General features: G+C 34.1%; 12 protein-coding genes. 5 read left to right on the top strand and 7 right to left on the bottom strand.

Annotation, left to right across the window (positions count from 1 at the left end):
* The first annotated feature begins 113 nt into the window (after positions 1-113).
* The 4 genes from CP357_RS07895 to nrdE all read left to right on the top strand — a co-directional run bounded on the left by CP357_RS07895 (position 114) and on the right by nrdE (position 4,444).
* Positions 114-470 carry a hypothetical protein gene (locus CP357_RS07895; RefSeq protein ID WP_098037012.1) on the top strand — a complete coding sequence of 119 codons (357 nt, stop codon included), beginning with the start codon at positions 114-116 and terminating at the stop codon, positions 468-470.
* A 399-nt stretch (positions 471-869) separates the two neighbouring features.
* Positions 870-1,877 (top strand): class 1b ribonucleoside-diphosphate reductase subunit beta, encoded by a 1,008-nt coding sequence (nrdF, locus tag CP357_RS07890; protein ID WP_098037011.1) that lies wholly within the window; start codon positions 870-872, stop codon positions 1,875-1,877.
* The gene (nrdI, locus tag CP357_RS07885; RefSeq protein WP_198995867.1) at positions 1,858-2,283 is read left to right on the top strand and encodes a class Ib ribonucleoside-diphosphate reductase assembly flavoprotein NrdI; all 426 of its coding nucleotides are present in this window, start codon (positions 1,858-1,860) and stop codon (positions 2,281-2,283) included. The genes nrdF and nrdI overlap by 20 nt, the downstream gene beginning before the upstream one ends.
* Positions 2,276-4,444, top strand: coding sequence for a class 1b ribonucleoside-diphosphate reductase subunit alpha (gene nrdE / locus CP357_RS07880; RefSeq protein ID WP_098037010.1), 2,169 nt, complete (start codon positions 2,276-2,278; stop codon positions 4,442-4,444). The genes nrdI and nrdE overlap by 8 nt, the downstream gene beginning before the upstream one ends.
* A gap of 156 nt (positions 4,445-4,600) precedes the next feature.
* Here nrdE and CP357_RS07875 read toward each other — a convergent pair whose 3' ends face one another.
* Positions 4,601-5,935 (bottom strand): SLC45 family MFS transporter, encoded by a 1,335-nt coding sequence (locus tag CP357_RS07875; protein WP_098037009.1) that lies wholly within the window; start codon positions 5,933-5,935, stop codon positions 4,601-4,603.
* Between the two features lie 175 nt (positions 5,936-6,110).
* Between CP357_RS07875 and CP357_RS10610 the strand changes: the two genes are divergently transcribed.
* Complete coding sequence (locus tag CP357_RS10610; protein ID WP_087176239.1) at positions 6,111-6,293, top strand: hypothetical protein; 183 nt, start codon at positions 6,111-6,113, stop codon at positions 6,291-6,293.
* Positions 6,294-6,334: 41 nt separating this feature from the next.
* Here CP357_RS10610 and CP357_RS07865 read toward each other — a convergent pair whose 3' ends face one another.
* The 6 genes from CP357_RS07865 to CP357_RS07840 all read right to left on the bottom strand — a co-directional run bounded on the left by CP357_RS07865 (position 6,335) and on the right by CP357_RS07840 (position 13,109).
* A complete protein-coding gene (locus CP357_RS07865; protein ID WP_087176240.1) occupies positions 6,335-6,907 on the bottom strand; it encodes an SGNH/GDSL hydrolase family protein in 573 nt (190 codons plus the stop codon).
* Positions 6,904-7,938: an AI-2E family transporter gene (locus CP357_RS07860; protein ID WP_087363547.1), complete on the bottom strand. Its 1,035-nt coding sequence runs from the start codon at positions 7,936-7,938 to the stop codon at positions 6,904-6,906. The genes CP357_RS07865 and CP357_RS07860 overlap by 4 nt, the downstream gene beginning before the upstream one ends.
* Positions 7,939-8,064: 126 nt before the next feature.
* Entirely contained in the window at positions 8,065-8,838 is a 774-nt protein-coding gene (locus CP357_RS07855; protein WP_098037008.1) for a putative ABC transporter permease, read from the bottom strand.
* 97 nt (positions 8,839-8,935) lie between these two features.
* Positions 8,936-10,321 (bottom strand): LPXTG cell wall anchor domain-containing protein, encoded by a 1,386-nt coding sequence (locus tag CP357_RS07850; RefSeq protein ID WP_098037007.1) that lies wholly within the window; start codon positions 10,319-10,321, stop codon positions 8,936-8,938.
* A 202-nt stretch (positions 10,322-10,523) separates the two neighbouring features.
* Entirely contained in the window at positions 10,524-11,924 is a 1,401-nt protein-coding gene (locus CP357_RS07845) for a C69 family dipeptidase (RefSeq protein ID WP_098037006.1), read from the bottom strand.
* Between the two features lie 78 nt (positions 11,925-12,002).
* The gene (locus CP357_RS07840) at positions 12,003-13,109 is read right to left on the bottom strand and encodes a restriction endonuclease (protein WP_255404988.1); all 1,107 of its coding nucleotides are present in this window, start codon (positions 13,107-13,109) and stop codon (positions 12,003-12,005) included.
* Positions 13,110-13,275: the final 166 nt, after the last annotated feature.

Here is a 13,275-nt window from a genome sequence, read left to right as displayed (position 1 = left end):
TCTTCATGGCCTTTTTGTTTAACACTTAGTGTTGCACTTCAATTTTAAATCCGGGGTTTTTTTATTTTTTACTTTTTATAATTAAAACTTGGCATAAACGTTATTATAGGATCATGTTTGATTCAAAGAAATTAGTTAAAGTTGTTTCAGTTGCAGTTGCTTCAATGAGTTTATTAGGTGTTAGTGCTTCAGTTAGTGAGGCTGCTACTTTCACTGCTCCAAAGCTTGGTGTTTCAGAAGTTGCTCCTACTAACCCTTCAATCAAGAAAGGCGACAAGATCTTCGTTGTTGTAAAAGACACCAAGAATCAAAAAGTTAACGTTTTAAACGCTAACGGTAAGAAGACCGCTAAGAAAGTTTCAATGGGTTCAACTTTCACTGCTAAAGCAGTTAAGAAGACTAACGGCAAGAAGATCGTTAAGCTCAACAAGAGTCAATGGTTGAACGCTAAGGACGTTGTTAAGGACTAATTTTTTCAGATCAAAACAAATAAATAATTTTTAACATGATGAATATCATAATAAAAAGTGTCTGGGAAAAAACTCAGAAATTTCAAAATCCCATCAAATCTTGGTACATACAAACCTTGATTTAATGGGATTTTTTTGAGTTAAAGCCTAAATTTAGTTAAAAATCGACTTTTTTCCCAGACACTTTTTTTGTCAAAAAAGCAAAAAACAACACCTACATTATTTTTGGAAAATAAAATAAATTTGAAAATAATTTTGTATTATCAAAAACGACTTAACCACAATATATTGATTATAAATAACCAAAAAATCCACATATTGTATCACTGAGCAGACTATGCTATAGTGTGCTCACACATATATTAGATAAAACAATAAATAATGATAGGAGCAAAAAATATGGGTTATTATGATCATTCACAGTCACCAGTTGAATTTGCTTACAATAACAACGGCAAAAATATGCGAGCTATTAACTGGAATGACATTAAAGATGATAAGGATCTTGAGGTTTGGAACAGAGTTACTCAAAACTTTTGGTTACCTGAAAAAATCCCAGTTTCGAATGATATAAGTTCTTGGAATCAATTATCTGATGACTGGCAACAGCTTATAACTCGCACTTTCACTGGATTGACTTTATTAGATACAACTCAATCAAGTGTGGGTGATGTAGCCCAAATTAAAAATTCACAAACTGATATAGAGCAAGCTATCTATGCAAATTTTGCTTTTATGGTTGCTGTCCATGCAAGATCATATGGAACTATTTTTTCTACTTTATGTACTAGTGAACAAATTGAAGAAGCGCATGAATGGGTAGTTAATAATGATGCTTTACAAGCAAGAGCTAAAGCGGTAATTCCGTATTATACAGGCAATGATCCGCTTAAATCAAAGGTTGCCGCAGCAATTATGCCAGGGTTCCTGCTTTATGGTGGTTTTTATTTACCATTTTATTTAGCTGCAAGAGGTAAATTGCCTAATACTGCTGATATTATTAGATTGATCTTAAGAGATAAGGTTATTCACAATTATTATAGTGGTTACAAATATCAATTGGCCGTAAAGAAATTAGCTCCAGCTAAACAAGCAGAAATGAAAAAATTCGTTTTTGATTTCTTAGATAAACTAATTGATTTGGAAAAGAAATATTTGCACGAGCTTTATGATGATTTTGATTTGGTTGATGATGCAATTCATTTCAGTTTGTATAATGCAGGTAAATTTTTACAAAATTTAGGCTATGATTCTCCTTTTACCGCAGAAGAAACTTATGTTTCTCCAGAAGTATTCGCTCAATTATCAGCTCAAGCTGATGAAAACCATGATTTCTTTTCTGGTAATGGTTCTTCATATGTAATGGGAACAGGAGAGGAGACTACAGATGATGACTGGGATTTCTAAAAAGCCATTAGTTGTCTATTATTCTTCAACTTCAAATAATACAGCACGTTTTGTAGAAAAGTTAGATTGTAATTCTATTAGGATTCCTATTAAACTCAGTAAAGAAATTTCAGTTTCTGAAGAATATATTTTAATTACGCCAACTTATTCTGGTGGCCATGGGACTACAGGTGCTGTGCCTAAGCAAGTTATCCACTTTTTGAACAAATTGGCTAATCGGCAAAAATGTATTGGTGTTATTGCTAGTGGAAATACCAATTTTGGTAATTCTTTTGCCTTGGCAGGGGATGTAATTTCTAAGAAATTACATGTTCCTTATCTATATAAATTTGAGTTACTGGGAACAACTGAAGATGTAAATAATGTTAATAAAATAATTGCTGATGCAGGTGAAGACAATGAATGATAATCTTAATAATGATTCATATATTTCTTTAAATGCACTTGCTAAATTTAAAGATGAAAAAGGAAATTATAATTTTAAAGCTGACAAGGAAGCTACTAAGCAATATCTTGAAAATCATATTGAACCAAGAATGAAAAAGTTTGCTTCTTTAGAAGAAAAATTAGCTTATTTAGTTGATAATGATTACTATGATAAAAAAGTTCTAGATTTATATACAGCTAAATTTATTAAAGAAATTTTCAAATTAGCTTATGCACAAAATTTTAGCTTTTTGAACTTTATGGGTGCAGCTAAATTCTATAAAGCATATGCCTTAAAAACAAACGATAATAAACAATTTTTAGAACGTTTTGAAGATCGGGCTGTTATGAATGCTTTATTTTTAGCTGATGGCAATGAAGAACTGGCCTTGAATTTAGTTAAAGATATTATTAGTAATCGTTTCCAGCCAGCAACTCCGACTTTCTTGAATGCAGGTAAAAAGAGACGCGGTGAATATATTTCATGTTATTTGCTCAGAGTTGAAGACAATATGGAATCAATTTCACGAGCAATAAGCACAAGTCTGCAATTATCTAAACGTGGTGGTGGTGTTGCTCTATGCTTAACTAATTTGCGTGAATTAGGTGCACCTATTAAAAAAATGAAGAATTTATCTAGTGGGATAATTCCTGTAATGAAATTACTAGAAGATTCATTTTCTTATGCCAATCAATTAGGGCAAAGACAAGGTGCCGGTGCAGTTTATTTAAGTGCCCATCATCCCCAGATTATGCAATTTTTAGATACTAAACGAGAAAACGCTGACGAAAAGGTAAGAATTAAATCTTTATCACTTGGCGTAGTGATTCCAGATATTACTTTTGAACTAGCCAAAGAAAATAAAAAGATGGCTTTGTTTTCACCATATGATATTAAACGTGAATATGGTAAACCAATGTCAGATATTTCAATTACTAAAGAATACCAAAATCTCCTTAATAATCCACGTATTAAAAAGACATTTATCAGTGCTAGAAAATTCTTCCAAACTATTGCTGAAGTTCAATTTGAATCAGGGTATCCTTATATTATGTATGAAGATACTGTAAATCGAAGAAACCCACAAAAGAAATTGGGGCGGATCGTGATGTCTAATTTATGTTCAGAAATTGCTCAGGTTAATACGCCAAGTACCTATAATGAAGACTTAAGTTTTAATAAGACGGGCTACGATGTTTGTTGTAATTTAGGATCACTTAATATTGCAGCAGCAATGAATAGCGCTGACAAGTTAGGTAGTTTGGTTTCTGATAGTGTTCAAGCGCTTAATCGTGTTGCCAGGTCTTCAGATTTAGATTGTGCTCCTTCAATTGAAAAGGGAAATAAAGCTAATCGAGCAATCGGTCTAGGAGCAATGAATTTACATGGCTTTTTAGCAACTAATCATATTTATTATGATTCACCAGAAGCAGTTGAATTTACAGGAATTTTCTTTTATACAATTGCATACCATGCATTTAAAGAATCAAATAAATTAGCTGAAAAATATGGTGCTTTTAAAGGATTCAAAGATTCATCATATGCTAGTGGTGATTATTTCAAAAAATTTATTGATGAGGAAGTCTCACCGAAAACAGACAAGATTAAAGAAATTGTAGCTAAATATAAATTAGTTATTCCAACTAAAGAAGATTGGGAAGAATTGATTACTAAAATTAAAAAGACAGGTATAGCTAATGCTAACTTATTAGCAGTTGCACCTACTGGATCAATTAGTTATTTATCTTCATGTACACCAAGTTTGCAGCCAGTAGTAGCTCCTGTTGAAACACGCAAAGAGGCTGATTTGGGTCGAATTTATGTACCAGCTTATAAGATTAATAAAGATAATTATGAGTATTACGAAAAGGGTGCATATGAAGTAGGACCTAATGCTATTATTGATATTACAGCTGCTGCACAAAAGTATGTTGATCAATCAATTTCGTTAACTTTATTTGTTGAAGATAATGCAACAACAAGAGATTTAAATAAGGCTTATATTTATGCCTTTAAAAAGCGATGCAATTCAATTTATTATGTTAGAGTAAGAGAAAAAGTTTTAGCTGGTAGTGAGAACTTGACTGCAGACGAATGTTTAATTCAAAATGGTGCAGAATGCCAGAAATGTATGATTTAGTTTAATAATAGAAAGTGTCTGAGAAAAAACTCAAAAAAAATCCCATCAAATCTTGGTACATACAAACCTTGATTTAATGGGATTTTTTTTGAGTTAAAGCCTAAATTTAGTTAAAAATCGACTTTTTTCCCAGACACTTTTTTACCTTAATTATTTTCATTTAACATAGGTTTCTTTAATTCCAATTACCGACAAAGCTGCTAAAAAGCCTGAAATCCCAGTAATTAACATCATCGCTGGCATGGAATTTCCTACCATTGGAAAAATAATAAAACTAAGCAGTGAAGCAACAATCTGTGGTAAGCAAATTGAGCAATTGAACAAGCCTAGATATGTCCCCATATGTTTGCCTGATAAGGCATTAGAAACCATCGTCAATGGATAAGTATTCATCCCTGCCCAACTAATACCAATCAATACAAAAGATAGAATCAGCGTTCCTTGTGAATGAATTAAAAAGATTGAAGTATAGCCAATGGCTCCTAGTAATAAACTTAAACCATAGCCTAATTTATGATGGTTATTAGGCACCTTGGCTAATACATATGACCAAATTACTGCTGCAATTGATTGTACAGCTGTTAATACACCAAACCAATTCCCAGCAATCTGATAGCCTGCAGAAGAAGCATTCGTTGTATGCCAAACATTTTCTGCAATTGCGCCCGTAGCATATGTTGATAAATACTGAAAAGAAATCCAACAGAAGAACTGAACTAATGAAACTTGCCAGAATACTTTTGGTGCCTTTTTTAGCAAGTTAATCCAGCCGCCACCTTCTTGATTATCAGATTCCTTAATGCCATGATAACGAGCATAAGTTTCTGGATCATATTCATGAACTCTAAAAATTGTAAATAATGAAGTAATTACTAAAACTGCTGCACCAACATAAAATGAAATAACCACTGACTGTGGCACTACTCCCTTTTTGGCAGTGTTGGCAACACCTAGTGTCGTTAATAAGAATGGAAAGAATGCAGCAATTACGGCACCAAAGTTTGAAAGCATACTTTGAATACCATAAGCATATGACTTTTGTTCATCATTAACCATGTCACCAATCATCATCTTAAATGGTTGCATGGCCATATTCGAAGCAACATCAAGAACAGCAATAGCCACAGCACCGAATATCAATGCTTCAATTGAACCATATCCCAGACCAAAGCTGCCCACATTAGGTAAAATTACCATAGTTAAAACAGCGAAAATCATTCCTATTAATAAATACGGTAACCGACGTCCAATTTTAGGAATCCATGTCCGATCTGACAAAGATCCAATCCCTGGTTGAACTGCCAACCCTGCTAACGGTGGCAGAATGAAGAACCAACCAAGTTTAGTTGGATCTGCACCCAAAGTTTGAAAAATTCTGCTCATTTGAGAAGTTTCCAAAGTAAAGGCAATCTGCACACCTAAATAACCCAAACTAATCATCCAGATTACACTACTAGCTAATGTAGGCAAGCCCACTTTTTCTTCTTTCATTTTTCCCTCTCATTTTCTCTCTTTTAAATCGCTTACATTAAATAAATATAGTCATCACTGTAAGGGCTTTCAATGTCTGATCTATTGTTAACGGTAACTAAATTTTATAAAAGCTTAAGGTCCACAATATTCTGCTAGTAGTAAAATATTAATCATAGAAATTGGAGGTATAATTATGCTTTCATTATTATTGGTAATTTTCCTACTTTGGCTATTTTTCAAATTGGGAATCGGTTTAATTAAAATTTTCGGCTTCCTAATTATGGCAGGATTGATTTTTATTTTTTGTGCATACTTATTAATCCCTTTTCTCGCCATCATTGGTATCGGAAGTCTCATCTGGGCATTAGTTAGATAAAAATTAAAGCAAGGCTATCTATATTTGATAACCTTGCTTTTTTACATTTCTTTCAATTCTCGCCTAATCAAACTTGCTAGTATTCCATATCCTTTATCACCAAAATGCAAGCCATCATTTTTTATTCCCCGAGAAATATCGCTTAAATCGCCTGCATCAATCATTGCTTGGCACAAATCTGCATAATGAAAATGATATTCTTCTGCTATCTCTTCAACCACTTTCGCATATTTTTTTACCAACTCATTATTGCGTACATGTTGCTTCTGCTCATCTACTGCTGGCGGCGAAATGAGCAATACATGTGGCGGATAGTACTGACAAATAACCGCAGAGGCAATTAATTCCATATTTCTTTTAAATTGCTCTAGCGGAACCTGCTTATGTGTTGCCAAGTCATTTGTTCCTAATAAAATCACCAAATTATCGCACTTTTTCACGCTCAATACTAATTCATTTAATCGAGCAAAAAATGCTCCTGAATTAATTCCTGAAACAGCAGTATTTTCAATTTGAATTTCAGGCAGCATTCGCTTTAAATTCCAGTTAATATGTGGCTCTGCTTTTCCCTCATATCGAGCGATAATGCTATCGCCTGTAAGTAGTACTCTCATTTTAATTTAACTTTCTTATCCTTTTTAGTAGGTTTGATATTTAAAACGTCTAATAAAAAAGTGAAAATCGGAACTCCTACAATTAGTCCCCATGTACCCCAAAAATGTTCTGCTACAAGAAGTACTAAAAAAGTATAAAAGATCGGTAATTCTGTCTTGCTGGCCATAAACTTAGGATTTAGCACATACGCCTCGATTGCATGAATAATCATGATCATGACAAAAATATAAATCACATAGCGAATGCCGCCGACGGAGTACCCTACGATACTTAATGGAATCAGCGAAATAATCACACCGGCAACTGGTACTAAGCTTAAGATAAATACCATCAAGCCTAAAGCTACAATTTGTGGCATTTTCATAATCGCCAGACCAATCATGGTAAGGGCCGTATTACAGATTGCAATAAAAAATTGTGCTTCTAAAACTACACCAAAAGTATTAGTAAACTTTTTGCCAAAGTAACGAATATCTTCAAATAACCATTTTAAGTAGCCGCTTTTAACAAATAAACTTGAAAACTCTCGCATCTGCTTTAATTCGATGGTGTAAAAGAAGCTTAAAATAAGCGACATGAATGTTGCAATCGTCAACGTACCAATATTAGTAGCGGTATGAAAGGCAAATGTCATGGCACGCTTTGCCTGTGTAACAAGTTCACCTTTGCTAATGTAATGCGTTACATACGACATTAACCGCGATGACTGATTCGTCTCATAAAACGCCATTACGGATTTGACCATCTTAGAAATCTGTCCAACTAACATCGGCATATAAACCGTAATGACAAAATAAAGTAGTGCCAAAATAATTAAATACGTCACTACAACAATTGCGCCGGTTGGCATTTTAGAAACATAACGCTGTACGAAGTGAATCAAATGCACAATAACATATGTAAAAATAAACGTTAACAAAATCGTATTCATCATCGCACGCATTTCATAAAGAAAAGCAACAATGATCAAAAATACTACAAACCTGCGCAAAGGAATATTATTTTTGAATTTCTGCCAAGCAGTATCCATAACCTAACCTCGTTTTCTCTAACTCATATGTTTGATTGTATCATTCCTAAATTTGTTCTTGGTATTTCTATACCACTTTCCACTAAAAAAATAGACAACTCAATTGAGAGTTGTCTATTTTGCTATCTAATCTTCTTTTTTCAAAATATCTTTTTTGATTTCCATAAACTTTGGTGCATCAAGTACTTTTAACTTAGGGAAACTCTTAAGAAAACGTTTATGGTTCCAGCTTAATTTATATGGTTGCAATTCATCATAGTGCTGCATTACTGAGTGATGCCAATCGCCAACTTTTAATTTACCCTTTTCAGGCATTCTGCTTTCAACTTTAATTCTTACACGATCAATGAATTGATTGATATGGTCATCCCACATCTTGGTCGTAGTATGGAATCTTTCTACACTGATCATAGTTAAGACTGTATCGAGTCCCATTACAATCGTAATACCTACGGCTAACCAGCCATGAGTATCTCTTTCTTCTATGTTTATAATATCTTGAACAAATGGCTGCACAAATTTTACCAGTAACACCACTCCAATTCCCCAAAAGAGCGAAATGATTGGAGCTACTCTTCCTTGAACGTTTCCCCATAAGTGAGAATAATCCCATAATTTCATATGAAAGACTTTTTCAAGAAAGAAACTAGCAAAATATTCAAAGACTGTTGCAACAATAAATCCAATTACAAATAAAAGAAATAAGTTATCTTGTACATCTTTGGTACAAATTAAAATAGTCGTAATTGCAAATCCATAGACTGGACAATATGGTCCAAAAAGAAAGCCACGATAATCATAATGATGATCTTTAATTGAACAGTAGCAAGTTTCCCATAGCCAGCCAATAAAAGAATACGTAAAAAATAAAACAATAATTTCTGAAATTGAGTATGGCATATTATATCTCTTTCATGATACAAAGTTATAACTCCATAATACGTGAAAGATCAAGTTTTATCTATCAAAAATCCGAATTTTATAATTAATATACTTTTTATTTTGAAAATTTTCTTTTAATTCCTAATATTCCTGCCAGCAAAATGAATACACCCATCAAACTTAAAATGCCATTTGTCCTTTCACCAGCTTGTGGCAATTTGCCTGAACGACTTCTAGATGAATGCTCCTTAGTTGAAGAATGTTTTAGTGATTTAATATCATCATCTTCTTCATCTAAGTCGGTATCATCACTTGAATCGCTATGCGTAACCTTTTGTTCTTTCTTGTCAAAGCCACTTAGCTCTTTAGGATTTACATCCTTAGCCGCTTCAAATGTAGATTCCGGTGTACTTGTCTTAGATAACGTCTTGACTGGCTCAACATCCTTATCGTTTGTTTGCTGACTATCTTTTTTATCGTCTAATAATTTGAGTAGTTTTGAGAACAATATGGACAATCCTCTATCTTTTTCAGCTTTCTCAAGAGTCTTGCGTCGTGCCATTTCATCATTGCTCTCACTACGGATCCCCACAAAAGTTGCATCATAATCATCTAAAATTCTCCCTTCGTATAAACTACTTTTTCTTTTATCTTCATTTTTTAACTGATATTCTAATTGGATCTTATTAATCCCGGTAATCGCTTTTTGTTCCAGAACTTTCGTCTTATATTTAATAGTAAAAGTTCTATGTGATCGTCCCTTATTATTTAAACTAATCAACAATTTATTTTGATCAAATTTAACTTCTTTCTTGCCTAACTCGATAAAAATATCATCGGTTTCGATTCCTACCGTATTTTTATTAAATTCCAGGCCCTCTGGTAGCTCATTCAAAATTTTTATCGGTCCTAAAAATTCTTTTTCATCAGGATTTACTTTTATTTCCCATGCAATACTATCTTGGTGTTGGTTCAATTTACCAATAATTTCAGTAAAAAGTGCCTCTTTATCTTCGGGTTCAATTGTTAAGACCTTCTCAATTTTTCCAGCATGCACAGTTAGTTCTTGTTTATCATTTGCTGAATTACGAACCAAAAGATCAAATGTTAGCTGACCTACAAGGTGATCATACTTTTCAATCTTGTTATTAAATTTCACTAAAACTCGATTGGTTTCAACAGTATATGTCCCAACTTTTTGCTCGTTATCATTTTCGTCTTTAATGATAATATTTTTAGTTTTATTAATTCCTTTTGCCTGGACTTTATCAGATTCACTCCAGGTAATAGTCAGTGAAGCATCACTTTTCAACTTATCCTTCTGATAACCGGTAAGCTCCACATTAACGTGAACTAGCTGACCACTCTCCACTTTCTCTGATCTGCCATCGTTAAAAACGATCTTAGTAAAATTATCACTCACGGCAGCTTGAACGTTTTTTGCTCCTTTGACCCACATCAGCATTAATAAAAGCACAACACTGACCAGTAATTTTTTCATATCATATTCCCTCATTAACTTTTAGATTCGTTAATTGAGATTATACAGAGGAAAAAAGTAAAAGATAGCTATTCGGTAAAGGAGAAAAACAATATATATTTTTCGTAATTGCTTTTGTGACAAAAGTTGATTTTTGTTCATCACATAAAACAAAACTGATCAAAAAAGCCCGCCTCTCGGCGAGCCTTTCTTAATTTCAAGCTTAATAATTCAATTTGATTTGTAATGCACCAGTTTCAACACAATCACCGAAGCATTTCATTGCAGCATCGTATGCAGCTTTTGCAGTTTGCTCATTAGCATTATGCAGTTTCTTTTGTAATTCTTCACCAGTTAATTTCTCAGCTTCTGCATCAGTTTCAAGTAAAATATGACGACCTGCAGCTAATGTTTGTTGCTTCAATTCTTCGACTGAAGCGCTGTAGCGGAATGGATGCTCATCAACAATGGTAGCGATAGCTTGGGTCAGCCAATACATATTTTTGATATCAAAATGTTCCTTGGTATCACGGTAAACGCTAGGCGTATCAAGCACGTTGGTATAGTATGGCGCAATGCCATTGAATGTATTAGGACCAAAGGCTAACCATTGAACGCCAGCTATTTCCTTAGGGACATCATTTCTAATTTGTAAAATTGATAATTCCTGATTACGTTGAAAACCAATCGGACGAAAAGCATGACGGTCTGCATTAGTGCCTTGTAAGCCATAAGGATCATACTTAGTATGTTGATAGCGTGATGATAAAGCATACTTGAAATCTTCAATAGTTAATAAATGTTCAGGCTTTTTAATGAATGGCAAGTTAGGATCATCAGGCTCATGAACATCACTTGGATTAAAGAGTTTTTGAATATACCATTGGCGCGGAATGTTGTATTCATAGTCTGAATCATCGTGACTACCAAAGATATGACGAAGATTATATGGATTACCGCTGTGATCAATATCTAAGTGATACTTTTCAATCATTTCTTCCAAATCAGCGGAAGCCATCGTATCATCACTAGCAAAGTCAAAATCGGTGATGCTAAACCAGTTTGGCGCAGCGATGTAACAATCATCTGGGATTCTTTGAGCTGCCCAGTGATGGCCACCGATAGTTTCCATATACCAAACTTCATCTTTATCTGAGAAGGCTACGCCGTTTGATTCATAAGTGCCGTATTTTTCTAGATATTGCCCGAGCAATTTTACCCCTTCACGAGCTGAATGAATATAAGGCAAAACGATCGTAACGAAGTCTTCTTCACCGATTCCCTTTTTGTTCATTGGGTCAACGCCCAAAATACGTGAATTGGTAGTGCTGGTTTCGGTGGCACTCATTGCAGCATTAGCGGCGTTGATGCCGGCTTCGCCCCACCAGCCCATGGTCTTCATGGTTGATTCAAGTTCTGGCACAGCGGTATAACGCATAGGATTGTCAGGCAAATCCACCTTGCACTTAGAAGTTACTGATTGATAATCTTTAGGTTGCTTGTCAGGCGTTACGACGATGAAACGTTTAGGATTGAAGGCGTGACCGTAGTCTTCGTTTCTGGCAATTAAAGTTGAACCGTCAGCCGTAGCTTTTTTACCGGCTAAAATTGTTGTACATGGCATTTTTTATCCTCCTATAATTTTGTTCTTTTTAGTCTATTGCAGAACACTTGAGAAATAATTAATGGATAAAACATTTAGCTACTCTTCTTTCAGAATATCTTCTGGTGATTTAAAAGATTGATCGCGACTCAATGAATCTAAATATTCTTGAAGAGTTATATTTTTCTCATAGATATATTTTCTTACGGTCTGTGCAACCTGCTTACCACTAATTAACATGATTGGATAATCGTCTTCCAGTATTTCGCGTTGAGCTGGGTCGCTGAAAAAAGATGTAGTCACAAATGCTGCAATCCATCCACGCTTTAACCTAGCAACTACTCTATCAACGGCTTCTCCTGTTATACGCTGATCTCGTCGGTAACATTTAGCTTGACCTAATACCACCTGTCTAACTTGGCTAATGCCCTTAGTTCCAATATCTACTCGTAAAACAAAATCATAACCACCATCACCAGATGATTTAGTTACCCAACCATCATGGCATGCATCCCCAATAATTAATCGTGTAATTTCTTTAGCTAGACCTTCAAATTCAAAATCTCCACTATGAGCTTTTGAATTATCTTTCTTACGATAATATTCATAGATTTGATTCAAAATTTTATCATCTGCAGAACCAGGTGTAGGCAGTTGCTCCTCTTTTTTAGAAGTACTTCTTCCATAAACCTTCCGGCGAACTTTTTCTAAATCTCCAGTCCTTATCCAAAATTTCCATTCTTTAGGAGCTAGTGCATTGGCTAAAGAAAGAAAATTTTTATCTTTAGCTGCCTGTTTTCTCGCTTCAATCCAGGACCAATCAAAGCCTTCCTGTTCTTTTTTCATTGAGAATACACAGAAAGTGAATAAATAATTGGAAAAATATGCTTTATCTGCCCCACTACCTGTGTATTGAGTTACCAATTTAACATTTTTTATCACACCATATCCGTGAAAAATTCTTTCTCCCTGTTTACGTGTTTCAAAAAATACAATAGGAACAGCAGTAGCTCTTACTTCGGGATTAGGATCATGACTAATTTTAAATTGATCCAACAAATATTTATTCCCTCGTGTAGTTGCAGGATCTGTGTCAGGTCTTTTATTGTCACCATAATAATTTATATACCCAACATCTTCATTAAACTCATCTTCCCATGGATTATAGTTAATCCCTCTGGATTTCGTATTACTTGAAATAATAATGCATTCATTTTCAGCAGGTTTAAAAATTCCAGCTTGATTAAAATAATTTTTCCGCCGATTGTAAAATCAAGTTGAACACTTTATAAAAATAAAAGTCCATCTGGACCTGTTTGATAGAATGTTAATATCCACAAAAACATCTATTGGAGGTCACAAATGGACTCTT

The organism is Lactobacillus sp. UMNPBX6 (assembly GCF_002553975.1).
In the GTDB taxonomy this organism is placed as follows: Bacteria; Bacillota; Bacilli; order Lactobacillales; family Lactobacillaceae; genus Lactobacillus; species Lactobacillus gallinarum.
Note: the sequence above shows the minus strand (reverse complement) of the source record. Positions and strands in the feature narration are given on the sequence as shown.

Bases quoted from the DNA above. Each gene is read 5' to 3' on its own strand.
- CP357_RS07895 (WP_098037012.1), top strand. From the start codon at position 114: ATGTTTGATTCAAAGAAATTAGTTAAAGTTGTTTCAGTTGCAGTTGCT.
- nrdF (WP_098037011.1), top strand. From the start codon at position 870: ATGGGTTATTATGATCATTCACAGTCACCAGTTGAATTTGCTTACAAT.
- nrdI (WP_198995867.1), top strand. From the start codon at position 1,858: ATGATGACTGGGATTTCTAAAAAGCCATTAGTTGTCTATTATTCTTCA.
- nrdE (WP_098037010.1), top strand. From the start codon at position 2,276: ATGAATGATAATCTTAATAATGATTCATATATTTCTTTAAATGCACTT.
- CP357_RS07875 (WP_098037009.1), bottom strand. From the start codon at position 5,935: ATGAAAGAAGAAAAAGTGGGCTTGCCTACATTAGCTAGTAGTGTAATC.
- CP357_RS10610 (WP_087176239.1), top strand. From the start codon at position 6,111: ATGCTTTCATTATTATTGGTAATTTTCCTACTTTGGCTATTTTTCAAA.
- CP357_RS07865 (WP_087176240.1), bottom strand. From the start codon at position 6,907: ATGAGAGTACTACTTACAGGCGATAGCATTATCGCTCGATATGAGGGA.
- CP357_RS07860 (WP_087363547.1), bottom strand. From the start codon at position 7,938: ATGGATACTGCTTGGCAGAAATTCAAAAATAATATTCCTTTGCGCAGG.
- CP357_RS07855 (WP_098037008.1), bottom strand. From the start codon at position 8,838: ATGCCATACTCAATTTCAGAAATTATTGTTTTATTTTTTACGTATTCT.
- CP357_RS07850 (WP_098037007.1), bottom strand. From the start codon at position 10,321: ATGAAAAAATTACTGGTCAGTGTTGTGCTTTTATTAATGCTGATGTGG.
- CP357_RS07845 (WP_098037006.1), bottom strand. From the start codon at position 11,924: ATGCCATGTACAACAATTTTAGCCGGTAAAAAAGCTACGGCTGACGGT.